This window comes from Pseudoduganella sp. UC29_106 (assembly GCF_044055365.1).
In the GTDB taxonomy this organism is placed as follows: domain Bacteria; phylum Pseudomonadota; class Gammaproteobacteria; order Burkholderiales; family Burkholderiaceae_D; genus Rugamonas.
The window spans coordinates 5,537,774-5,560,821 of sequence record NZ_CP171977.1; the positions used below are offsets into that span (position 1 = coordinate 5,537,774).

General features: G+C 62.2%; 19 protein-coding genes and 6 pseudogenes. 10 read left to right on the forward strand and 15 right to left on the reverse strand.

The window, feature by feature from the left end; all coding sequences use genetic code 11:
• Window positions 1-122 precede the first annotated feature (122 nt).
• The 3 genes and pseudogenes from ACHMW6_RS27715 to ACHMW6_RS27725 all read left to right on the forward strand — a co-directional run bounded on the left by ACHMW6_RS27715 (window position 123) and on the right by ACHMW6_RS27725 (window position 2,681).
• On the forward strand, window positions 123-749 hold the full coding sequence (locus ACHMW6_RS27715; protein WP_395401752.1) for a transcriptional regulator: 627 nt from the start codon (window positions 123-125) through the stop codon (window positions 747-749).
• Window positions 739-1,710, forward strand: coding sequence for an ornithine cyclodeaminase family protein (locus tag ACHMW6_RS27720; protein ID WP_395401754.1), 972 nt, complete (start codon window positions 739-741; stop codon window positions 1,708-1,710). The genes ACHMW6_RS27715 and ACHMW6_RS27720 overlap by 11 nt, the downstream gene beginning before the upstream one ends.
• A gap of 15 nt (window positions 1,711-1,725) precedes the next feature.
• Window positions 1,726-2,681 (forward strand): annotated as a pseudogene (locus ACHMW6_RS27725) (threo-3-hydroxy-L-aspartate ammonia-lyase).
• Window positions 2,682-2,749: 68 nt separating this feature from the next.
• Here the strand turns inward: ACHMW6_RS27725 and ACHMW6_RS27730 are convergent.
• From ACHMW6_RS27730 to ACHMW6_RS27755, 6 genes and pseudogenes are all read right to left on the reverse strand, one after another.
• Window positions 2,750-3,472, reverse strand: coding sequence for an ABC transporter ATP-binding protein (locus tag ACHMW6_RS27730; protein WP_395401756.1), 723 nt, complete (start codon window positions 3,470-3,472; stop codon window positions 2,750-2,752).
• Window positions 3,472-4,242 (reverse strand): ABC transporter ATP-binding protein, encoded by a 771-nt coding sequence (locus tag ACHMW6_RS27735; protein WP_395401758.1) that lies wholly within the window; start codon window positions 4,240-4,242, stop codon window positions 3,472-3,474. Before ACHMW6_RS27735 ends, ACHMW6_RS27730 begins: the two co-directional genes overlap by 1 nt.
• An 11-nt stretch (window positions 4,243-4,253) precedes the next feature.
• Window positions 4,254-5,472 (reverse strand): annotated as a pseudogene (locus ACHMW6_RS27740) (ABC transporter ATP-binding protein).
• Between the two features lie 12 nt (window positions 5,473-5,484).
• Window positions 5,485-6,415: pseudogene (locus tag ACHMW6_RS27745) on the reverse strand (branched-chain amino acid ABC transporter permease).
• 188 nt (window positions 6,416-6,603) lie between these two features.
• Window positions 6,604-7,550, reverse strand: a pseudogene (gene ispH / locus ACHMW6_RS27750) (4-hydroxy-3-methylbut-2-enyl diphosphate reductase).
• A 6-nt stretch (window positions 7,551-7,556) separates the two neighbouring features.
• Window positions 7,557-8,000: a peptidylprolyl isomerase gene (locus ACHMW6_RS27755; protein ID WP_395401760.1), complete on the reverse strand. Its 444-nt coding sequence runs from the start codon at window positions 7,998-8,000 to the stop codon at window positions 7,557-7,559.
• A gap of 153 nt (window positions 8,001-8,153) precedes the next feature.
• Between ACHMW6_RS27755 and ACHMW6_RS27760 the strand changes: the two are divergent.
• From ACHMW6_RS27760 to rpmG, 4 genes and pseudogenes are all read left to right on the forward strand, one after another.
• A pseudogene (locus ACHMW6_RS27760) lies at window positions 8,154-8,333 on the forward strand (UPF0758 domain-containing protein); the annotation flags it as partial.
• A 23-nt stretch (window positions 8,334-8,356) separates the two neighbouring features.
• The gene (gene radC / locus ACHMW6_RS27765; protein ID WP_395408727.1) at window positions 8,357-8,827 is read left to right on the forward strand and encodes a DNA repair protein RadC; all 471 of its coding nucleotides are present in this window, start codon (window positions 8,357-8,359) and stop codon (window positions 8,825-8,827) included.
• A 128-nt stretch (window positions 8,828-8,955) separates the two neighbouring features.
• Entirely contained in the window at window positions 8,956-9,192 is a 237-nt protein-coding gene (gene rpmB / locus ACHMW6_RS27770) for a 50S ribosomal protein L28 (RefSeq protein ID WP_008451488.1), read from the forward strand.
• Between the two features lie 12 nt (window positions 9,193-9,204).
• Window positions 9,205-9,372 (forward strand): 50S ribosomal protein L33, encoded by a 168-nt coding sequence (gene rpmG, locus ACHMW6_RS27775; RefSeq protein WP_050411857.1) that lies wholly within the window; start codon window positions 9,205-9,207, stop codon window positions 9,370-9,372.
• 153 nt (window positions 9,373-9,525) lie between these two features.
• On the opposite strand, the gene ACHMW6_RS27780 is transcribed toward rpmG, so the two are convergent.
• Window positions 9,526-10,128 (reverse strand): cysteine hydrolase family protein, encoded by a 603-nt coding sequence (locus tag ACHMW6_RS27780; RefSeq protein WP_395401764.1) that lies wholly within the window; start codon window positions 10,126-10,128, stop codon window positions 9,526-9,528.
• 96 nt (window positions 10,129-10,224) lie between these two features.
• On the opposite strand from ACHMW6_RS27780, the gene ACHMW6_RS27785 reads away from it, so the two are divergent.
• Complete coding sequence (locus ACHMW6_RS27785) at window positions 10,225-11,181, forward strand: GlxA family transcriptional regulator (RefSeq protein ID WP_395401766.1); 957 nt, start codon at window positions 10,225-10,227, stop codon at window positions 11,179-11,181.
• Here ACHMW6_RS27785 and ACHMW6_RS27790 read toward each other — a convergent pair.
• The 8 genes from ACHMW6_RS27790 to ACHMW6_RS27825 all read right to left on the reverse strand — a co-directional run bounded on the left by ACHMW6_RS27790 (window position 11,174) and on the right by ACHMW6_RS27825 (window position 21,242).
• A complete protein-coding gene (locus ACHMW6_RS27790) occupies window positions 11,174-12,826 on the reverse strand; it encodes a DUF5597 domain-containing protein (RefSeq protein WP_395401768.1) in 1,653 nt (550 codons plus the stop codon). The two genes, ACHMW6_RS27785 and ACHMW6_RS27790, sit on opposite strands and share 8 nt — an antisense overlap.
• 93 nt (window positions 12,827-12,919) lie before the next feature.
• A complete protein-coding gene (locus ACHMW6_RS27795; protein WP_395401770.1) occupies window positions 12,920-13,540 on the reverse strand; it encodes a hypothetical protein in 621 nt (206 codons plus the stop codon).
• A complete protein-coding gene (locus ACHMW6_RS27800; RefSeq protein ID WP_395401772.1) occupies window positions 13,449-15,986 on the reverse strand; it encodes a TonB-dependent receptor in 2,538 nt (845 codons plus the stop codon). The genes ACHMW6_RS27795 and ACHMW6_RS27800 overlap by 92 nt, the downstream gene beginning before the upstream one ends.
• A 257-nt stretch (window positions 15,987-16,243) precedes the next feature.
• Window positions 16,244-17,440 carry a fatty acid desaturase gene (locus ACHMW6_RS27805; protein ID WP_395401774.1) on the reverse strand — a complete coding sequence of 399 codons (1,197 nt, stop codon included), beginning with the start codon at window positions 17,438-17,440 and terminating at the stop codon, window positions 16,244-16,246.
• Window positions 17,441-17,535: 95 nt separating this feature from the next.
• A complete protein-coding gene (locus ACHMW6_RS27810) occupies window positions 17,536-18,843 on the reverse strand; it encodes a mechanosensitive ion channel family protein (protein ID WP_395401776.1) in 1,308 nt (435 codons plus the stop codon).
• Window positions 18,844-18,846: 3 nt separating this feature from the next.
• Window positions 18,847-20,124 carry an RsmB/NOP family class I SAM-dependent RNA methyltransferase gene (locus ACHMW6_RS27815; protein WP_395401778.1) on the reverse strand — a complete coding sequence of 426 codons (1,278 nt, stop codon included), beginning with the start codon at window positions 20,122-20,124 and terminating at the stop codon, window positions 18,847-18,849.
• A 16-nt stretch (window positions 20,125-20,140) separates the two neighbouring features.
• On the reverse strand, window positions 20,141-20,749 hold the full coding sequence (purN, locus tag ACHMW6_RS27820; protein ID WP_395408728.1) for a phosphoribosylglycinamide formyltransferase: 609 nt from the start codon (window positions 20,747-20,749) through the stop codon (window positions 20,141-20,143).
• 94 nt (window positions 20,750-20,843) lie between these two features.
• Window positions 20,844-21,242 carry a barstar family protein gene (locus tag ACHMW6_RS27825; protein WP_395401780.1) on the reverse strand — a complete coding sequence of 133 codons (399 nt, stop codon included), beginning with the start codon at window positions 21,240-21,242 and terminating at the stop codon, window positions 20,844-20,846.
• Window positions 21,243-21,599: 357 nt separating this feature from the next.
• On the opposite strand from ACHMW6_RS27825, the gene ACHMW6_RS27830 reads away from it, so the two are divergent.
• On the forward strand, window positions 21,600-22,109 hold the full coding sequence (locus ACHMW6_RS27830; protein ID WP_395401782.1) for a glycine zipper 2TM domain-containing protein: 510 nt from the start codon (window positions 21,600-21,602) through the stop codon (window positions 22,107-22,109).
• Window positions 22,110-22,245: 136 nt separating this feature from the next.
• A pseudogene (locus tag ACHMW6_RS27835) lies at window positions 22,246-23,047 on the forward strand (spermidine synthase).
• Window position 23,048 lies beyond the last annotated feature (1 nt).

The window sequence follows — 23,048 nt, forward strand, 5'->3', positions numbered from 1 at the left end:
TTTCCGGCATACCTCCCCCGCCCCATCAATTCCTGCGTACACGCCAGGTGGCGTCATTACGTCTTAGCCGAGGGCGACGGAAAGCAATTTACATATTATCTAAAACAAGATAATCTGTATAAATGCGTACAACCGACCAACAGCATCTGCTGCAGCAGATGCGCCACGTTGCCGAAGGCCTGGGCCAGACCCTGGCGCCCTTCTGCGAAGTGGTGCTGCACGACTTGCTCGATCCCGAGCACGCCATCCTGGCCATCCACAACAACCTGTCCGGCCGCGCGGTGGGCGATCCGGCCACGGAACTGGGCCTGGCGCGCATCGCCGATCCTGAATTCGCCCAGGTGCTGGCCAATTACCCGAACCAGTTCCCGGACGGCCGCCCCGCCAAGAGCACGTCCATCGGCATCAAGGACGCCAACCAGGAATACATTGCAGCGCTTTGCCTGAACGTGGACCTCACTCTGTTCCGCAGCCTGCACGCCATGCTCGGCCAGTTCAGCAATGTCGATCCGGCCGCTGTGCTGCATGAATCCCTGGCGCCGCCGGCCGGATCGGACGCCATCCGCGACCACATCGAACGCTTCGCCGCCCGCCATGCGACCACGCCGCGCGCGCTGAAGGCCGACGAGCGCCGCCAGCTGATGCGCGAGCTGCAGGAGGCGGGCCTGCTCGACATGCGCCGCTCCATGGAAACCATCGCTTCCCATCTCGGCGTTTCGCGCGCCACGGTCTACAACTATGCCAAATGACGCCAAGCTCCTGCTGATCGACCGCGACCAGGCCGCCGCCCTGCTCACGCCGGATGCCGTGATGGCCGCCGTGCGCGACTCTTTCCTGCTGCATGCGTCGCGCGAAGGCCACGTTTTCCCGGTCGTTCGCGAATTCCTGCCCGACGGCGCAGTCTTCGGCATCAAGTCCGGCGGCGCCGCCAGCGACAAGCTGCTCGGCTTCAAAGCCGCCGGCTTCTGGCCCGCCAACCGCAGCCACGGCGCGGACGCGCACCAGGCCACCATCATGCTGTTCGACCAGGCGACCGGCCGCCCGCAATGCCTCATCGACGGCAACGCCATCACCACGGCGCGCACCGCCGCCGCCGGGGCGCTTGGCCTCCTGTCCCTCGCCCGCCGCGACAGCGCCCGCCTGCACGTCTTTGGCACTGGCGTGCAAGCGGCCGCCCACATCGACTACGCCTTGCGCGCTCTGCCCTCGCTGAAGTCAGTCCGCTACACCGCCTCCGATGGCCGCCGCGTGGCCGAACTCGAAACGCAATTCGCCGGCCGCTGCGATATCGCACCCGCCGCGCCGGATGCCATCGCGCTGGCGGACATCGTCATCACCGCCACGCCGGCCCGCGCCCCGCTGTTCGAGACGCGCGACATCCAGCCCGGCACCCACATCAACGCAGTGGGCGCCGATACGCAAGGCAAGCGCGAGTTGCCCGAAGGCCTGCTGCCGCTGGCCCGCATCTGGGCGGACGATCTTACGCAATCGCGCACCATCGGCGAGCTGCAATGGGCGCCCGACACGCAGGCCGCCGAACTGGGCGTGCTGCTGGCCAACGGCATGCACGCGCGCAGCCACGCGCTCGCGTCGGACATCACGATTTTTGATATGACGGGGCTTGCCCTGCAAGACCTCACGGTGGCGCGCATGCTGATGCAGCGCGCCTTGGAAAACGGCACGGGCACCAGCATTGGCTGGCCGTGGTAAACAAAGGAAGAGCAAATGACCGAACCGACTTATGCAGACGTGGTGGCCGCCGCAGGCCGCATCGAAGGACACGCCCACCGCACGCCGGTGCTGACTTCGCGCACCGCCAACGAGGAACTGGGCGCGGAAGTCTTCTTCAAGGCCGAGAACCTGCAGCGCATGGGCGCCTTCAAGTTCCGCGGCGCCTTCAATGCGCTGTCGAAGTTCACGCCGGAGCAGAAGAAGGCAGGCGTGGTCGCTTTCTCGTCCGGCAATCACGCCCAGGCGATCGCGCTGTCGGCAAAGCTGATGGGCATCCCGGCGACGATCATCATGCCGCACGACGCGCCCGCCGCGAAAGTGGCCGCCACCAAGGGCTATGGCGGCAACGTGGTGATCTATGACCGCTACAAGGAAGACCGCGAACAGATCGGCCGCGAACTGGCGCAGAAGCACGGCCTCACGCTGATCCCGCCCTACGACCATGCGGACGTGCTGGCCGGCCAGGGCACGGCGGCGAAAGAGTTGTTCGAGGAAGTGGGCGAGCTGGATTACTTCTTTTTGCCGCTGGGCGGCGGCGGCCTGCTGTCCGGCAGCGCACTGGCCACGCGCGCGCTGTCGCCGAAGTGCAAGCTGTACGGCGTGGAACCGGAAGCGGGCAACGACGGCCAGCAATCCTTCGCAGCGGTTCGATCGTGCACATCGACACGCCGAAGACCATCGCCGATGGCGCCCAGACCCAGCACCTCGGCAACATCACCTTCCCCATCATCAGGCGCGATGCGGACGATATCCTGACCGCGACCGACGCCCAGCTGGTAGAAGCGATGCGCTTCTTCGCTTCGCGCATGAAGATCATGGTGGAGCCGACCGGCTGCCTCGGCTTCGCCGCCGCGCGCGCCATGAAGGAGCAGCTGCGCGGCAAGCGCGTGGGGGTGTTGATCAGCGGCGGTAATGTGGACATCGAACGCTTCGCCGCGCTGATGTCTTAAAACAAAATCCGAGGCCCAAAGCAAGTGTCAGCCACGATGTGGCTGACACTAGGGTTACGCCGTGGGTTTTACTCACCCAGGTAGGCAGCCTTCACCCTCGGATCATGCAGCATATCGTCGGCGTTACCGGTCATGGTAATCGCCCCCGAATCCATCACATACCCCCGGTCCGCCGCCTCCAGCGCCAGCTTCGCATTCTGCTCGACGAGCAGCACGGTAATCCCCTGCTTGTGCACATCGCGGATCACCTCGAAGATCTTGTCGACCATGATCGGCGACAGGCCCATCGAAGGTTCATCCAGCAGCAGCAAATGCGGGTGGCACATCAGAGCTCGCGCCATGGCCAGCATCTGCTGCTCGCCGCCGGACAACGTCCCCGCCAGTTGCCCAGCGCGCTCCTTCAGGCGCGGGAACACGGAGAACCACTTCTCGATATCGGCCGCGATGCCCGCTTTGTCGTCGCGGGTATAAGCGCCCATCATCAGGTTCTCGGTGATGGTCATGCGCGTGAACACGCCGCGTCCCTCGGGCACCATGGCCAGCTTCTTCTCGACCAGGTGGAAGGACTGTGCGCCCTTCAGCGAATTGCCCATGTAGGAAATCGTACCCTCGACCTTGCACGAAGGCAGAGTGCCCGTGATCGCCTTCAGCGTCGTCGTCTTGCCCGCGCCGTTGGCGCCGATCAGCGTAACCAGTTCGCCTTCATTCACTTCCAGGTCAATGCCCTTGACTGCCTTGATGCCGCCATAGGCCACCTTCAGGCCCGAAATCTTCAGAACATTGGCACCCATCAGTGCGATCCTCCCAGGTAGGCCTCGATCACGGCCTTATTGCTTTGAATTTCAGCCGGCACGCCTTCGGCGATCAACTTGCCATACTCCAGCACGGAGATGCGGTCGCACAGGCCCATCATCAGCTTCACATCGTGTTCGATCAGCAGCACGGTAATGCCGGCCGCCTTGATCTTCACCAGCAGCTCGCGCAGCGCCAGCTTTTCGGTCGCGTTCATGCCGGCCGCCGGTTCGTCCAGCGCCAGCAGCTGCGGATCGGTGGCCAGTGCGCGCGCGATTTCCAGGCGGCGCTGATCGCCATAGGACAGGTACTTCGACGTGCGCGAAGCAAACTGGCCGATGCCCACGAAGTCCAGCAGCTCCTGCGCACGGTGGCGGATCGAAGCCTCTTCCTCGCGCGCCGCCTTGTGGCGGAACACGGCGCCGAACACGCCCTGGTGCGAGCGCACATGGCGGCCCACCATCACGTTCTCAAGCGCCGTCATCTCGCCGAACAGACGGATGTTCTGGAAGGTGCGCGCAATGCCGGCCTTGGCCACCGCATGCGGCGCGGACGGCGAATACGGCTTGCCCGCCAGTTCGAAAGTGCCGGTATCCGGCTGATACAGGCCGGTGATCACATTGAAGAAGGTCGTTTTGCCCGCGCCGTTGGGACCGATCAGCCCATAGATCTGGCCCTTGCGGATCTTGATGCCCACATCGGTCAGTGCCTGCAGGCCGCCGAAACGCTTGTTCACGCCGGCGATGTTCAGAATGATTTGTTCGCTCATCTCCACCACTTTCATGCTGCAATCACGCCCGACGATTGGCCCTTGGTATCCGCATCGGAATCCGGGCGGTCCCTCACGTCTGGGCGCAGGCCACAGGCCCGCAGGGCGATTCAGCATGATCAGCACCATGGCCAGGCCGTACAGCAACTGGCGCAGCACTTCCGCTTCGATGACCACGTGGCCGAACAGCTTCTCCTGCAGCGGCTCCACCACGTGGCGCAGGATTTCCGGCAGCGCCGCCAGCAGCGCGCCGCCCAGCACGACGCCAGGGATATGGCCGATACCGCCCAGCACCACCATCGCCAGCACGGCGATCGACTCGGTCAGCGAGAACGATTCCGGCGACACGAAGCCCTGGAAGGCGGCGAACATCGAGCCGGCAACGCCGCCGAAAGTGGCGCCCATCGAGAACGCCAGCAGCTTCACGTTGCGGGTATTGATGCCCATCGCCTTCGCAGCGATTTCATCTTCGCGGATCGCCACCCAGGCGCGGCCCAGGCGGGAATGCTGCAGGCGGGTGGTGATGAACACCGTCGCAATCGTCAGCAGCAGGAACAGGAAGTAGTAGGCGTTCACGGACGGCATGGAGAAGCCGCCCACCACCACGGTGGCGCGCGAACCCGCTTCGCCGGCCAGGTTCACGCCGAACACCTTGATCGGGTCGATCAGGTTGATGCCCTGCGGACCGTTGGTGATGTTGATCGGGTCGTTCAGGTTGTTCATGAAGATGCGGATGATCTCACCGAAGCCCAGGGTCACGATGGCCAGGTAGTCGCCGCGCAGCTTCAGGGTCGGCGCACCGAGCAGCGCACCGGCCACGCCCGCCAGTGCAGCGGCCATCGGCACGATGAACCACACCGACAGGTGGATGCCGTTGGTGCGGATCTCCTCGCCCATCACGGCCGCCAGCGCATCGCCCAGTGTCGGATTCAGGTTGATCAGCGATTCGATGACGGTGGCAAACTGCGGCGACGCCAGCAGGCCCGTCATGTAGGCGCCCAGCGCATAAAAGGCGATATAGCCCAGGTCCAGCAGGCCGGCGAAGCCGACCACGATGTTCAGGCCCACGGCCAGCATGATATAGAGCAGCGCCAGGTCGGCGATGCGCACCCAGGAATTGCCGAACGGTGCGGCGGCAAACGGGAATACCAGCAGCACGGCCAGCACGACGGCCATGCTGGCAAATGCTTTCTTCGGATCTTTTTGAGTGTCGAAAGTCAGGAGTGCCATATTCTTGTCCTTTTACGCACGGTCCGCCACGCGCTCGCCCATGATGCCGGACGGACGCACCGTCAGCACCAGGATCAGCACGATGAAGGCGAAGATGTCCTGGTAGTGGGGAACCGAGGAAGCCGCCGGTCAGGTCGCCGATATAGCCGGCGCCCAGCGATTCGATAATGCCCAGCACGATGCCGCCGATCATGGCGCCGTAGATATTGCCGATACCGCCCAGCACCGCGGCGGAGAAAGCCTTCAGGCCGGGCACGAAGCCCATGGCGAACTGGATGGACGCATAGTTCGCACCCCACATCACGCCCGCCACGCCGGCCAGCGCCGCGCCGATGGCGAAGGTGGCGACGATGATCCTGTTGGAGTCCACGCCCATCAGGCCCGCGACGCGCGGGTTCTCGGCCACGGCGCGCATTGCGCGGCCCATGCGGGTCTTCTCGACCAGCATCACCAGGCCGAACATCGAGAGCGCGGCCAGCACCAGCAACAGCACCTGGGTCACGCTGATCACCGCGCCGCCCACCATGATCGGTTCGGTCGGCAGCAGCTGCGGGAACGGCAGCGGGTTGCGGCCCCAGATCATCATGGCGAAGGTCTGCAGCAGGTAGGACACGCCGATCGCCGTGATCAGCGGTGCCAGGCGGGGCGCATTGCGCAGGCGGCGGTAAGCCACGCGCTCGATGATGATGTTGACGATCATGCAGGCCGGGATGGCGCCGAGGATAGCGATAGCCAGCTTCAGATAGCCCGGCAGGTCGGGAGCGTAGACGCCCAGCAGGTTGAGGATCGAAAGACCGATCATCGCGCCGATCATCAGCACGTCGCCGTGGGCGAAGTTGATCAGGTTCAGGACCCCGTACACCATCGTGTAACCGAGGGCGACCAGCGCATACATGCTGCCCAGGACCAGGCCATTGAGAATTTGTTGGATGAAGGTATCCATCGGGTGTGATTTGCCTTATTCAGTAATAAAAACGGCACCCGAGGTGGCCCTCGCAGTGCCGTCGTTTGGCGCCGCATCTCCTGCTCGCAAAAAGCGTGCCGGTCCGCATCCAACTTTACAAGCTTCGCAATAATAGCGAAGGTTTGAAAAAACTAAACGCGGAAAATGCGGAAAATGCTGAATTTAATTTACATCGTTGCCGTTTTGTTCCCGTCCAGGCCTTTGGGCAGGGGGAAGGTCACCGCTTCTTCCACGCCGTCCAGCGGACGCACGCTCTTCGCGCCCAGTTCCTTCAGGCGCGCGATCACCGCTTCCACCAACACTTCCGGGGCCGAGGCGCCGGCGGTCACGCCCACGCGCTGTTTGCCTTCCAGCCAGCTGGGGTCGATCTGGGTAGCGTTATCCACCATATAGGCCGGGTGCCCTTCTTCTCCGCCACTTCGCGCAGGCGGTTCGAGTTCGAGCTGTTCGGGCTGCCGACCACGATCACCACTTCCACCTGCGGCGCCATGAACTTCACGGCTTCCTGGCGGTTGGTGGTGGCGTAGCAGATGTCGCCCTTCTTTGGTTCGATAATGTTCGGGAAGCGCTGTTTCAGTGCATCGATGATTTCCGCCGTGTCGTCGATCGACAGCGTGGTCTGCGAAACATAGGCCAGCTGGTCCGGATTATTCACCTGCAGCTTCTGCACATCGTCCACGGTTTCGACCAGGTACATGCCCTCCTCGGTCTGGCCCATCGTGCCTTCCACTTCCGGGTGGCCGTCGTGGCCGATCATCACGATCTCGCAGCCCTGCTTGCGCATCTTGGCCACTTCCACGTGCACCTTGGTCACCAACGGGCAGGTGGCGTCGAAGATCGACAGGCCGCGCGCTTCCGCTTCCGCGCGCACAGCCCTGGAAACGCCGTGGGCCGAGAACACCAGCGTATTGCCGGCCGGGACATCGTCGAGTTCCTCGATGAAGATGGCGCCCTTGGCGCGCAGGTCCGCGACCACATAGGCGTTATGCACGATCTCGTGACGCACGTAGATGGGTGCGCCAAACTGCTTCAGCGCGCGCTCGACGATTTCGATGGCGCGGTCCACGCCGGCGCAGAAGCCGCGGGGCTGAGCGAGGAGAATTTCTTTTTCCATGGTCCTTTACAGCACAGAAATGAGGTTCACTTCGAACTTCACCGGCTGGCCTGCCAGCGGATGATTGAAGTCGAAGATGGCCGAATCGTCGCGCAGTTCGCGCAGCACGCCGGCAAAGCGGCCGCCGCCCGGCGCCGCGAAGTCCACCAGGTCGCCCACCTTGTATTCGTTGCCCGGCACCGAGTTCTCTTCCAGTGTAGCGAGCGAAACCGCCTGGATCAGGTCCGGATTGCGCGGGCCGAAGCCCTGCTCCGCTTCCAGTTCGAAGACTTTATGCGTGCCTTCCGGCAGGCCGATCAGCAATGCTTCCAGGTGCGGCGCAAGCTGGCCCTGGCCCAGCATCAGCGTGGCGGGATTCCCGTCGAAAGTTGACACGATATCCGTCCCGTCCAGCGTGGCGAGACGGTAGTGCAAGGTAAGGTAAGCCGAAGCAGTAACAACGTTGGACATGGCAATTCTTTGTACAAGCAAACCGATATTGTAAGCCAGAGTGCCTTCCACTGCGCGTTTCCCGGCGGGACTGACATTAATCAAAGGGCAATGCTATTAAAAAGTTAATAATATGAGCTTCACGCCGGACTGCCCGGCATTGGGAGGTCCGACATGGGTATTTCCGACTGGCCGCAGGATCAGCGTCCGCGTGAACGGTTGATCCGGGAAGGCGCCCGCGCCCTGTCCGACGCGGAACTGCTGGCCATCTTCCTGCGCGTAGGCGTGCGGGGAAAAAATGCGGTGGAGCTGGCGGGCGAAATGGTGCGGAATTTCGGTTCCCTTCAGGGCCTGTTCCGGGCGAGCCTGCCCGAATTCTGCGCCGTTCCGGGTTTGGGCGCCGCAAAGTACGCACAGCTGCAGGCCGTGCTGGAGCTGGCGCGGCGCGCGATCGGCGAACAGCTGCAGGCGGGCCAGCCCTCAGTTCACCGGACGCCGTCAAGGAATATCTGCAGCTTTCAATGGCCGGACGGCCATATGAATCCTTCCACGTGTTGTTTTTGGACGTCAGGAATCGCCTGATCGAAGCCTGCGAATTGTTTCGCGGGACGCTGACACATACCAGCGTTTATCCGCGCGAAGTGGTGCGCGAGGCGCTGGCCCGCAATGCGGCGGCCGTCATGCTGGCTCATAACCACCCCTCCGGCAATCCCGACCCCAGCGAGTCGGATCTCCTGCTGACACGGGCTTTGGCGCAGGCGCTGGCCCTGGTGGATATCCGCATTCTCGACCACTTTGTCGTCGCCGGCCACCGCGTTCACTCCTTCGCCGAACATGGTCAAATCTGAGGAATCTAAAATGTTAAATTTCACTCTTTTGTGTGACACAATTGTTTTTCGCAAGTAATTGAAAAAGCTAAGTTTTTTCTATATACTCTTGTTTTTTCCAATTTCGGAATTTACTCAAGGAGTGCGCTATGGCACGTGTTTGCCAAGTTACCGGGAAGAAGCCGATGGTCGGCAACAACGTTTCCCACGCAAACAACAAAACCAAACGTCGTTTTCTGCCTAACCTGCAGAATCGCCGTATTTTTGTTGAATCTGAAAACCGCTGGGTCTCCCTGCGTCTGTCCAACGCCGGTCTGCGCGTAATCGACAAGGTCGGCATCGACGCCGTTCTGGCCGACATGCGTGCCCGCGGCGAAAAAGTTTAATAGGGAGCTATCATGGCAAAAACTGGCCGCGACAAAATCAAGCTGGAATCGACCGCAGGTACCGGTCACTTCTACACCACCACCAAGAACAAGCGCACGATGCCTGGCAAGATGGAGATCATGAAGTTCGATCCTAAAGCCCGCAAGCACGTGACCTACAAGGAAACCAAGATCAAGTGATCTTTGCTTCCCGATGAAAAGACCGCCCTTCCGGGCGGTTTTTTTTTTGAACCTGAAAAGCTGGTGGCAGCCACGATGTGGCAGCCACCTGGTCGACGCCGCGTGCCGGGTGGCTGCCACGCCGTGGCAGCCACCAGCATTTGCCTTGGGTTTTCAGGCAGCCCGCCGCACCGACAGATAGATATTATCCGTCTCCAGCGCCCTCCCCTCCTGCACCGCCGCCAGCCACGCCTCCGTGCTCGCCACCGCCGCAAAATTCGAATGGAAGATCGTGCAGTAGGTGCGATGGATCTCCTCCGCGCTCACCTTCCCCGCCTCATTCTCATACGACGGCGAGCCGGCCGCGTCCGCCAAAAACTCCGCCCTCAGATCACCTGCCTGATAGATCGTCGCTGCGCAGCAGTTATGCGTCATATAGCCCACCACCGTAATCGTATCGACGCCGCGTGCCGCAAGCCATTCACGCAATGCCGTCCCTTCGAAGGCGCTGGCCCTGGACTTGGGCAGCAGCAGATCCGCCGGCAAAGCTGCGACCTCCGGATGCAGCTGCCAGCTCTGCGCCCCCTGCGCAAAGATCGGCGAGGCCTGCGGCGCATCGTGGCGCACGACCACGATCGGAATCCCGGCCGCCTTCGCGGCGCGCATGGCGGTAGTGATGTTCGGCAGCGTAGCGGAGACCGGCGGATAAGCGATCTTCATCTGGCCGGTGAAGTATTCGTTCTGCACATCGATGACGATCAGGGCGCGGTTTGGCATGTGAGGCTCCTTAAGAATGAATTGGTGAATGCATTCTCGCGCCGGGCGCCGAAGCCCGACAGCGGCCCGCAGGACTATATTCGATATAATCGGGCCATGACCGCCACCTTCCCCACCTGCCAAGGCTACAAAGTCGCCGTCATCGCTTTCGACGGCATCACGCCGTTCCATCTTTCCGTACCCAGCCTGGTTTTTGGCCGACTGTACGAAGTGACCGTGTGCGCCGCCGATCCGCCGCCGCTACGGACCACGGCAGGATTCGACATTACGACCGCGCACGGCCTGGAAGCACTGGAGGGCGCGCACCTGGTCATCCTGCCCTCCTGGCACGACGACTGCCGCCCTGCCCCGCCCGCCCTGCTGGATGCACTGCGCGCTGCACACAGCCGCGGCGCGCGCGTCGTCGGCCTCTGCCTGGGCGCCTTCCCCCTGGCCGAAGCGGGCCTCTTGGACGGCAAGACCGCCACCACGCACTGGGAATCCGCCGACGAACTGGCAAGGCGCCACCCCGCCGTCACCGTGGACCGCGAAGTGCTGTATGTGGACGAAGGAGATGTGCTGACCTCAGGCGGCGTGGCCGCCGGCCTCGATTGCTGCCTGCATGTGCTGCGCCAGCTGAGCGGCGCGGAAGCGGCCAACAGCGCCGCACGCCGCATGCTGGTGGCGCCGCACCGCGAAGGCGGCCAGGCGCAATTCATCGAACGCCCCGTCCCAGTAAGCGGCAGCGACAACCGCTTCGCCCAGGTGCTGGACTGGGTCGCCCACCACCTTCAACACGAACACAGCCTGGACGCGCTGGCCGAGCGCGCCGCCATGAGCCGCCGCAATTTCACCCGTCACTTCCGCCAGGCGACGGGCACGTCGTTCAAGCAATGGCTGCTGAACCAGCGCGTGGCGCACGCCCAGCGCCTGCTGGAGCAAAGCGAGGCATCCATCGAAGTGATCGCCCAGGAAGCGGGCTTCGGCACGGCACTCTCGCTACGCCAGCACTTCCGGTCGGCCTTGCGCACTTCGCCATCGGCCTACCGGAAGCAGTTCAAGGGGCTTACCTGAACTTGTAGAGCGTGACCTTCTGGATGCCGAAGCTGTCTGCCGGCATCTGCACGTGGCGGCCCTGGTGGCTCTCGTCGCCATTCAGCCAGCGGCCCTCCTTCCATTTGCCATCAATGAAGCTTCCTTCGCCCAGCTTCTCGATGCCCACGGCCGCGTTGCCATCAGCATCCTTGAAGACGGTCACGATGCCGCGACCGGCGACGATGAACTCGTTCTCTCCAGTCTGGATTACCAGCCCGCCGCGCACGTCGGCTTCTGATTCTTTCAGCTCCTTCTCCCACGGCGCATTGAAGCTCACCTCGATGGAGTAAGCGCCCAGACGGGCGACCTGAGGCCGCGCGTCGACCTTGCCCTCATACGTCGCCGGCGCCTTGAAGCCGCGCATCTGGCCCTTGCCCTGGGCGGACAGGATCAGCGGCGAGAGCTGCTTCAGCACGCGGAAGGCGGCGGGCAGCGTGTCCTTGCTGTAGTCTTTCGGGCCATCGATGCCGAACGGCGAATAACCGATCGCATCCAGCTCGCCGATCGAGAAGAAGGCGTTGGCGCCGATATCCGGACGGCCCGCATAATTCGCTTCCGGCACGAACAGCGGGTTATCCGGACGCTTGAACTTGCGCGCCCATTCCACATAGTTGGGGAAGTAGGTATCGATGCCGATGAAGTCCACCACCGGCGCGCCCGCCTTCCAGATATCGAACAGGTGCGGCAGCGGACCGGCGCTCGGATACTCGCCCGGCTTCTTGCCAGGCCGGTTCAGCGCCACGTTCACATACATGGGCAAGCCATAGGCCGCCTTGCCTGCCGCCGTCAGCGCATTGGTGAACTGCGCGTAATGCCAGGCCTGGAACACTTCCTCCGCTTCCACCGACGTGCCGAACACCTCGGCCCAGGTGCCGCTGCTGCGCGCCCCCTGCGCTTCCCACAGCGACTTCACGTAAGGATTGAGCGACTCGCGGTGCGCCTTCAGGTAGGCCGTGAGCTGCGCCGGCACCTGCTGCTTCAGCGCCGCATTGGCCAGCGGGCCGAAGTCCCGCACGTCCGGCAGCATGCCGATCTCGTTTTCGACCTGCACCATGAGCACGGTGCGCTGGCCGTCCACATCCTTCAGGTGGCGCAGCAGGGCCGAGAACGCGGCCTTGTCGGACGCCAGCAGCTTATCGCTGAATGGCGTGAGGATGTCCTGCGGCTCGCCGGCGCGGTTGCGCGCACGTGGGAAGCGCTGGTCATCGTGCTTGACCCAGGCCGGTGCATAGCTGGACATCGAATTCTTCCACGCGCCAAACCACAGCAGCACGATGCGCATATTGTGCTCGCGCGCCTGCTTCAGCATGCCGTCCAGCACCGTGAAATCGGAGTGGCCTTCCCTCGGCTCGATCTGGTCCCACTCAACGGGCGCGATGACGGTATTCAGCTCGGCCGATTTGAGCAGCGGCCACACGCCGTTCAGGTAATCGAGGTTGGAAGCCGAGGAGTTATGCAGTTCGCCGCCCAGCAGCAGGAAGGGCTTGCCGTCGACGATCAATTGGGTGGTGGTGCCCTGCTTGCGCAATTGCGGCAGCGGCGTGTCGGCCAGTGCGGGCGCCGCGGCACTGGCCAGGCAAAGGGCGAGCGCCGACCAACGCAGGAAGATGCGTGATGCTTTCATTACTACCCCTGAAGAAAAAATCCCGCCGCAGCTTGCGCGGCGACGGGACGGGAAAGGACCACCAGGGCCAACCGGCGGTCGGGAGAGGCTTACTTAAAACTTCATGCGCAGGCCCAGCGCATAGCTGCGGCCCGGCTTGTACTCGGACATGGTGGCGTTCGGGAACTGGAAGTACGAGCGGCGGGTGCCGTCGTTCAGGTTCACGATATCGAAGGTCAGGGTTGGCCAGCCTTCCTTGTCCAGCACGTGTTCCAGATCCACGCTGGACGAGAAGTCCAGCTGCTTGTAGTCGTCGCCGAACAGCGCGGCCTGGGTGATGCCGTTCTGGTTGGCGTTCGCCACCTGGCTGCCCTTCGAGAAGGTGTGCGACAGGCGGGCCTGGTAGCCGTGGTTCTCGTAGTAGACCGAGAGGTTGTTGGTACGCTTCGGCACGCCCAGGGCCACGAAGCCGTTGGAACCTTCACCCGATGCACGCTGGTTGATGAAGGTCGCGGTTTCGCTGATGCCGAAGCCCTTCCATGGCAGCCACTTGTCCAGAGGCTGGACCCAGCCCAGCTCCAGGCCGCGGATGCGCAGTTCGCCGGAAGCGTTGCGGGAGCGGGTCATCACCACGGTAGCGGCGTCAGGACCGCCACGCGAATTGATCGCCACCTGCTGGTTCGGGATCAGGGTGTTGTAGGTCACGCCGTACTGAGCCAGGTCGTTGAACGGCATCGTGATCGTTTTCCTGCACCGTGAAGCCGGCGACCTTCTTCTGGAAGACGGTCAGGCTTACGTAGCCTTCACGGCCGGTGTACCAGTCCAGGCCCAGGTCGATGTTATCCGAGATGTATGGCTTCAGCGTCGGGTTGCCGATGGTGCCTACGTCGGCGGACACGGACGAGAAGTTAATACCCGGACGCAGGTCGTTCGGATTGGCGCGGGTCATGGTGCGCGATGCCGCGGCACGGGCCACCAGGTTCTCACGCAGGCTCAGGGCCACGGTACCGGATGGCAGCGTGTTGCTGTAATCCTGGTCCACGTACACCCACTGGTCGATGTTGGGGTACTTGCTGCCGTTCAGGGTCAGCGTAGCATTGCGCGGATCGCCCACGGAGTTGCGCGAACCCACCGACTGGCTGGTGCGGACATAACGGACACCGCCGTTGTAGCGCAGCGGCATGCCGGCCAGCGAGTATTCGCCGTTGGCTTCCAGGTAGATGCCTTTCGACTTCTCGCGGATATAACCTGCGCTGGCGCCGGTCGAGGAAGCGCCGGAATCAGGCGCGGTGCTGTTGTAGAAGTCGTACTTCGAATCGGTACGGAAGCGGTCCCAGTCCACCACCAGGCGGTTGTAAGGACCCTGCACCAGGTAGCTCTGGAAGGTGCTGGCCGGGATCAGGGAGCCCTGGTACACCAGCGGCGTGGTCTGGCCCGCGGTGTAGCCGGTGCCGTAGCCCGGATACAGTGCGGCAGCGCTGGCGCCTGGGGTGTTCGCGCCATCGCAGGTCGGCGCGCCGTTCGGGCCTTGCAGGAACACATTAGGATTATTGCCGCAGACGGCAGCCTGCCATGCAGCGGAGTTATCCTGTGCGCGGATACGGCGGTTGATATCGTCGTATGCCAGGCCGCCCTTCACGCTGAACTGCTTGTCGCCCCAGCTCAGGTCGGTGTGGAAGCCCTTGTTGGTGGTCTCACGCAGTTCGTTCTGGATGTTGACACGGCCGCCGGCCCATACATAGCTGGCCGGGTTGTTCAGGTCCAGGCTGGAGGTGATGCTCGGCACGCCGCCGTTGTTCTCGTAGGTGACCGTGTTGCCGCTGTTGACGGCGGTGATCGGCATGACGGTCGGCGCTTCGTGCGAGAAGGTCGACTTGTTGTAGTTGGCCTGGGCTTCCAGCTTCAGCTTGTCGCTGAGCTTCCATTCCATGCCGGGGTTGATGCCCTTCAGGTCCACCTTGTCGCGGCGCGGGCCGAACTCGATGAAGTTGATGGCGTTGGCAAAGGTGCCGCCGGTAACGGTACAGCCGTTAGCGCAGTCGGCCTTGTCGACCTTCATGTTCAGCGGGATTTCGAAGTTGTTACGCACGGCCCAGGTATAGGCGATGCGCTGCATATCGTCGTCCTTCTTGCTGTACATCGTGTCGACGTAGAAGTGCAGGTCCTTGGTCGGACGGTATTCCGCGCTGAAGATGGCGGAGATCTTGTCCTTGGTACCGAAGTAATCCATGCTGCGGCCCAGGCGCGGCAGGATCGCATTGTCGATCTGCTGGATGGTCAGGCCAGGGTTTTTCGCCAGCAGGAAGCTCTGGTCGATCGGGGTGCCGGCCACCAGGCCGTTGCCGGCGTTGGCTGGCACGGTTGCCGGGATGGTCCAGTTGCCGCCGCCGGTGTTGTTGCGGTTCGAAGCAGGGTTCTGCGCTGCGGACAGGTTGGCGTTGGTCCAGCCCACGGTTTCAAAGCCGGTGGTGCGGGCCTGCTGGCGCGACCACGAGATGCCGCCCAGGATACCCCAGGTGTCGCCGAAGGTCTGGCTGGCCAGGATGGAGCCGCGGTGGCCTGCATCCTTCGCCTGCTGCTGCTTGGTGCCGGTCACGTTGACGGCAACATAGCGGCCTTCCTTGTCGAATGGACGCGCGCTGCGCAGGTTGACCACGCCAGCCGCGCCGCCTTCGATCATGTCGGCCGTCGGGCTCTTGGACACGGTCAGCTTGGTGAACAGGTCGGTCGGCAGCAGGTCAAGGTCGACTTCGCGGTTGGTGTTGGCGCCGTCGATAGGGCCGGAGGATGCCACCGCGATCTGCGCATTGTTCAGCAGGATCTTGGTGAAGCTGGAACCGAGGCCACGGATCTGGATGTTCATGCCCTCGCCGGTCACGTCACGCGACACACCCACGCCCGGAATGCGGGCCACGGATTCGGCGATGTTCTTGTCCGGGAATTTGCCGAGATCTTCGGCATTGATGGAATCCTGGAAGCCGATGGCTTCCTTCTTGTCTTTGGCCGAGGAAATCAGGGAATTGCGGAAACCGGTCACTTTCACGGTTTGCATCGCTGCATCTGCTGCTGGTACTTCCGCTGCTTCCTGGGCGTAAGCTTGCGAGATCAGGCCGGCCATAACGGTCAGGCTGAGCACAACTTGCCGGCGGGCACCCAGCCCCGGCTTCTTCTGCTTCAACATCTGTGTCTCCTTTTATTGTGTCGTAGTGGTTGCGCGACCATGTCAGTTTATGACCGTCCAATTGTTATTGTCAACAAAATCTAACAAGAAATGTTATGCGCAACCATTTGAGAGTTACATAGCTACAACGGTGCTGCCCGTGGAGGCGTCACAGCATTTCATCTTTGCATCATGAGAAATGAATAACGCTAACATTCTGAAACAATACAAAAAAAAACGGCCCCGAAGGGCCGTTTTTTTGTCGGATGTTTACCGAATCAGGCGTAGCTGCGCAGACGCTGCGAGAAATCCTGCAGGGACTTGATGCCGGAAGCTTCGGCGCGTTCGCACCAGTCCTGCAGCTTGTGCACCAGCTCATCGCGGCTGAAGTGCGAGCGTTCCCAGATCACGCCCAGTTCCACGCGCATATTGTGCATGGTTTCCAGGGCCTTCGAGTGCTGGAACAGCTCAACCAGCTGCTGCTTCTGCGGCGCCGCCAGCTTGGTCGGCTCCTGCTGCATCAGCTTGCGCGAGGACTTAAGGAAGCGCGCTTCCAGCTCGGCCTTGTGCTTCAGGTGCTCGACCTCTTCCTTCCATGCATGCTTGATGGACTTGGCATACTTGGCCATCACATCGTAGCGGTTGGCGATGACGGACTGCAGGGTTTCCAGGTCGGCCTTGACCTTTTCCTTGTCGAATTTCGGCTTTGGCGGCACCTTCTTCACCTTGGCCAGGCCCACCATTTCCATGGCGCGGATATAGCCCCAGCCGATGTCGAACTCATACCACTTGGACGACAGCTTGGCCGAAGTCGCATACGTGTGGTGGTTGTTGTGCAGTTCTTCACCACCGATGATGATGCCCCATGGAATGATATTGGTGGCAGCGTCGGAGCAGTCATAGTTGCGGTAGCCCCAGTAGTGGCCGATGCCGTTGATGACGCCGGCGGCGGTCACCGGAATCCACAGCATCTGCACGGCCCACACGGTGATGCCCTTGGCGCCGAACAGGATCACGTCCAGGATCAGCATCAGGGCAACGCCCTGCCAGCTGAACTTCGAGTAGATATTCTTCTCGATCCAGTCGTTCGGGGTGCCATGGCCATACTTCTCCATGGTTTCCTTGTTCTTCGCTTCAGCGCGGTACAGCTCGGCGCCCTCCCAGAAGACTTTCTTGATGCCTTTGGTGACCGGGCTGTGCGGATCTTCCTCGGTATCGCACTTGGCGTGGTGCTTGCGGTGGATCGCAGCCCATTCCTTGGTAACCTGGCCCGTGGTCATCCACAGCCAGAAACGGAAGAAGTGCGACGGGATCGCGTGCAGCTCCAGGGCGCGGTGCGCCTGATGGCGATGCAGGTAGATCGTCACGCCGGCGATGGTGATGTGCGTCAGCAGTAGCGTTACGAAGAACGTCTGCCAGCCGGACAGGCCAGTGATGCCGTTGGTCAAGAAATCAAGTACTGCTGAAAAATCCATTACTACTCCAAAGTGAAGGGAGAGGTGCTTCTCATCAAACGCAATTGTACGTCCAATCCGCTCCGATTTGAGGGCGAATTGCCCGTCGTAACTGACTATTTTTGAGGCAAAGGCTCAGGCAGAGGGCCGAGCAGCCTTACTTCGCGTTGCGGGAACGGTACAGAAATCCCGTTTTGTTTCAAGGACTTCCAGATTGCGCGGTTGACATCCGAGGTTACATTGCCTCTACCGTTCTCCGGGTCCTGGATCCAGAAGGTCACCGCCAGGTCCAGGCCATCGGCGCCGAAGTTCTGCAGCGACCCGCCCGGCTTTTTCTCTTTTGACACGCGCTCGATCGAAGCCGCCGCCTCTTCCATCAGGCGCAGCACCTGGTCCACATCGCTGTCATAAGCCACCGACACCTTGGACTGCAGCGCCACCCAGCGGTTGGACAGCGACGAGTTCTGCACCGCGCTGGAAATCAGCATCTCGTTCGGCACGATGGATTCCACGCCGTCGCCGCTCATCAGCACGGTGTAGCGGGTATTGATGTGCGTGACCTGGCCGCTGAACTTGTCCACGGTGATGACATCGCCGATGGTAAGGCTGCGGTCCAGCAGGATGATGAAGCCGGACACATAATTGCTGGCAATCTTCTGCAAACCCAGGCCCAGGCCCACGCCCAGCGCGCCGCCGAAGACGGACAGCACCGTCAGGTCGATGCCCACCAGCGAAAGGCTGAGCAGCACCGCCACCACGATCAGCACCGCGCGGCCCAGGCGGGCAAACACCACGCGCAGGTTGGAGCTGACCGTCTGCATATTCATCAGGCGCTCTTCCAGCGCCGCGCCGGCCCACATGGCGAGGATCAGCAGCACCACCACCGACACGGCGCCCTGCAGGATGGCCGCGATCGACACGCGGTGCTTGCCGATCGGGATCACCGTCTCGTCGAGGAAGACGAAGATCTCGTCCCAGATGCCCGTGATATAGAGCGCAAAGCCCAGCCACACCAGCAGCTGGAACACTTTCTCGAAGGTCAGCAGGGTCTTGCCCACTTCGCCGCCGCGGGCAAACACGCGCCGCAGCAGGAAGAAGGCAATGCGGATCACGGCCAGCGACCCGAAAATCGGCAGCGCCACCTTGATCAGGTTCACATGCTGCCATTTGCGCAGCACCGCTTCGCACACGGCCAGCAGGCAGACGATGGCCAGCGGCCCGACCACGCGGCCGAAGCTCTCGACGCCGAAACGCACCACGCCCTGCGAGTCGCGCTGCTCCAGCCGCTTGCGCAGGTAGAGCGACAGGGTCCAGCCGAGGAAGATCGACAACACGATCGCCGCCACCTGCCACATCAGGCCAGGATCGCGGACGTCGCCGATCAGGTCATTAATGAGATTCGTCAGCGGGACCGTTTGCGCCATCGTTTATTCTTCCGCCTTCTTGGCCATGGGCTTGCGTTCGAAGACCGCCGCGAAGAAGCCGTCGGTCTGGTGCTTGTGCGGCAGCAGCTTCAGGTAGTCGCCCATTTCCAGGTCGATCTTTTGCTCGGCCAGCACCTGGGACATCGGCACCAGCTGGAAATCCGGATGGGTTTCGATGAACTGGGCGGCGACGGCGTCGTTTTCCTCGTTCAGCAGCGAGCAGGTGGCATAGACCAGGCGGCCGCCGCTCTTCACCAGGCGCGAAGCGCCGTCCAGGATGGAAACCTGCTTGGCGTGCATCTCGGCGATGGCCTCCGGCGGTTGGCGCCATTTCACGTCCGGATTGCGGCGCAGCGTACCCATGCCGGAGCACGGGGCATCGACCAGCACGCGGTCGATCTTGCCGGCCAGGCGCTTGATCTTGGCGTCGCGCTCGTGGGCAATCGCCACCGGGTGCACATTGGACAGGCCGGAGCGCGCCAGGCGCGGCTTCAGCTTGGACAGACGCTTCTCGGAGACATCGAAGGCGTAAAGGCGGCCGGTATTGCGCATCTGAGCGCCCAGCGCCAGCGTCTTGCCGCCGGCGCCGGCGCAGAAGTCCACCACCATTTCACCGCGCTTGGCGCCGAGGATCTGGGCCAGCACCTGGCTGCCCTCGTCCTGCACTTCGATAGCGCCATTCTTGAACAGCGGCAGGTTCTGCAGCGCAGGCTTCTTGTGTACGCGCAGGCCCAGCGGGGCGAACGGTGTCGGATCGGCGGCGATCGGCGCCTGGGCCAGTTCGGCGATCACTTCATCGCGGTTCGCCTTCAGCGCGTTGACGCGCAGGTCCAGCGGCGCCGGCGTATTCAGCGCATCGGCCAGCACCAGGGTTTCCTCTTCGCCGTACTGCTCGACCAGTTTGTCGAACAGCCACTTCGGCATATTGGCGCGCATCGACTTGTGCAGCAGCGAGCGGTCGATTTCCAGCTGGCGCTTCAGCCACTCCGACTCGTCTTCCGACAGGCCGCCCAACGCATCAAAGCCGACGGCGTCGGCCATGCCCAGCAGGACCAGGCGGCGCATGGTGGCGCCGCCGCCCGCTTCCGCGCGGTCGGTGAAGAAGGCCTTGTTGCGCAGTACGGCGTAGATGCACTCGGCAATGGCGCCGCGCTCACGGCCGCCAAGGCGCGGATGGTCCTTGAAATAGCGGGACAGTGTGGTGTCGGCCGGCGCGGCGAAGCGCAGGATCTCGCGCAGCACTTCTTCAGCGCTGGAAATGATAAACGGGGGCAAACGCATAATGATTCTTTCTTGTTCAGGTGTGGTCCACGTGGACCTTGCCATCCTCGATCCGCAGCCGGTCTTCAATAAACCAGCGGATGGCGCGCGGGTACAGCTCATGTTCCTGCTCCAGCACGCGGGCAGCCAGCACTTCCGGCGTATCGCCCGGCAGGACGGGAACGGTAGCCTGGTCCACCATCGGACCGTGGTCCAGGTCGGCCGTCACGAAGTGCACGGTGGCGCCGTGCGTGGCCAGGCCGGAGGCAATCGCCTGCTCGTGCGTGTGCAGGCCCGGGAACAGCGGCAGCAGCGACGGGTGGATGTTCAGCATGCGGCCCGCGTAGTGCTCGACAAAGCCCGGCGTCAGGATGCGCATGAAGCCGGCCAGCACGACCAGGTCGGGCTGGAAAGTGTCGATAGTCTCCTGCAACGCATCATCGAAGGCTTCGCGGCTGGGGAAATCCTTGTGCGAAACCACGGCGGTGGCAATACCGTGCTTGGCGGCAAATTCCAGGCCCTTGGCGTCGGCTTTATTGCTGATGACGGCGGCGATGCGGGCCGGCCACTGTTCGGCCTGCGCTGCACGGACCACGGCTTCCATATTGCTTCCGCGGCCCGAAATGAGGATGACGATATTTTTCATGGCCGCCATTGTACCTGCTACGGACGGGCAGCGCGATATTATGCTGCGATGCAGCAATCCTGGCAAGGGGGGAGGCGAAGCGGCGACTTCTGGGCTACTCGAAGGAGTAGAACACGCGGAAGGGAACTTTTTTCTCGGCCCAGTAATCGGCCGCATCACGGAAGACATCCAACAGGCACTCACGTGCTTCGCGATCAAATTTCTGGGTATTCGGCAGCTGCTCCAGCACAATCAGGAATCCGGGCTGCGGGCCGGCCTTATTCATCGTCTCGGTCAGGGTTTCGCGCAGGGCGTCGAAGTTTTTGCCGCACGGTTTCGGCAGGTAAAACGATTCCGCGATAATACCCAAAACTTGCTGCTTGGTTTGGCCATGGTGGCAATGCGCATACAAAAAATGCTGCCCCAGGCGGGCTGCCTCTTCCTGCAGCTCACCCACCCGAAAGGCGCGGATGGACTGCACTAAATTAGGCGGCACAGTGATCAACAAACTCATCTTTTCCTCAAATCGACCTATCTATGTACGGTACTTTTGGTGCCGGAGGCGGGTCAATGCGCCGGGCTTTCTCCCTGTCAATCTGATTCCATACGGGTATTAGGGTAACGTGTTGTATCCGTTGAATCAACTCGAATGTGAGTTCAAACGCAAGATTTGTTAAAAACAGAACATATTAAGCTAATTTTATGGCGTATTCTCGGACTCAGGCGCGAGCTTTAATTCAAGCCTAAGTCTGGCGTTACAATTTGTTGCCATCCCTGACAACCGCTTCACACCTTGCGGCGTTACCATATCTGGGTGCAATTCCCATTTCCCTGCGAACTGCTCACAATATGCCAAAACGAGGTAAACAATATGAAGCTGCCAACTAAACTGATGCTGTCTATCGCCTGCCTTGGCGCCCTGCCTCTGGCCCAGGCTCAAGCCACCGATTTCGAAGATTACGGCCGCGTGACCCGTGTCACGCCGCAGGTCGAACAAGTCAACCGCCCGCGCCAGGAGTGCCGCACCGAGTATGTCCAGGTGCAGCAGCCGGCCGAGCGCAGTGCCGGCGGCTCCATCGTCGGCGGTATCGCCGGCGCCCTGCTGGGCTCCCAGGTCGGCTCGGGTAACGGCCGCACGGCCGCCACCGCCGCCGGCGCGATTGCCGGCGCCGTGGTCGGTGACCGCGTCCAGAACCAGAATGCGCAGGGCGGCGTGCAGGAACAGGCCGTCAAGCAGTGCCGCACCGTGGACCATTGGGAATCGCGCACCAACGGTTATCAGGTCGAATATGATTACCGTGGCCGCAATTACACCAGTGTCATGAGCTATGATCCGGGGCAGCGCGTGCGCCTGCGCGTGTCGGTTGAGCCGATGCAGTAATAACATGGCGGGTCAATGATCCGCCATATACCGTGTGGCGACGCAATCGCCCACGAACCAGATCGCCGGCCAGTTTGGCCGGCGTTTTCATTTGTACGCTTGCCTCAGAGCAAAACATCGCGGGATAATGCCCACCATGCTGATTAAACGTAAATCCATCGAAAAAGAAGAATCCTCCCCGCCCCGCGCGTTCCGCGCCCGCCGTGCGCAAGCCGAAATTCGCGCCGGTGACCCTGTCCGAGCAGGATGGCGTGCGCTATCTCCATTTCGGTACCGAATGGGTGCAGGGCGCCATGCGCATCCGCAAGCCGGACTGGCCGGAGCTGGAGTACGCTCAGCAGATGATGTCCTGGATGCTGTGGATCGAACAGCCGCGCCAGATCGTCCAGCTCGGGCTGGGCACCGGCGCGCTGACCAAGTTCTGCTACAAGCACTTCCCGCGAGCCGCGGTGACGGCAATCGAGCTGAATCCGTCCGTGATCGGGATCTGCGCTTCCATGTTCAAGCTGCCGGAGAACGACGAACGCCTGCAGGTGCGCGAAATGGACGCGATGGATTATGTGACCGACCCGGCCCATTACGGCACGCTCGATGTGCTGCAGGTGGACCTGTACGACGCCACGGCGCGCGGCCCGGTACTGGACACGCCTGAGTTCTACCAGGCGTGTGCGGCCTGCCTGAACGACGAGGGCATCATGACCGTCAACCTGTTCGGCGACCACCCGAGCTACGCGAAGAACCTGAAAGCGATGAAATTCGCCTTCGCCCAGGTGGTGTCCCTGCCCCAGGTCCACGACGGCAATGTGGTGGCAATCGCCTTCAAGACCGAACGCAAGATCGACGTTGCCGCGCTGGCCGAACGCGCCGCGCAGATCGTCGCCGAAACGAAGCTGCCGGCCAAGTCCTGGCTCAAGGGCATCAAGGCCAGCCAAAGTTAAA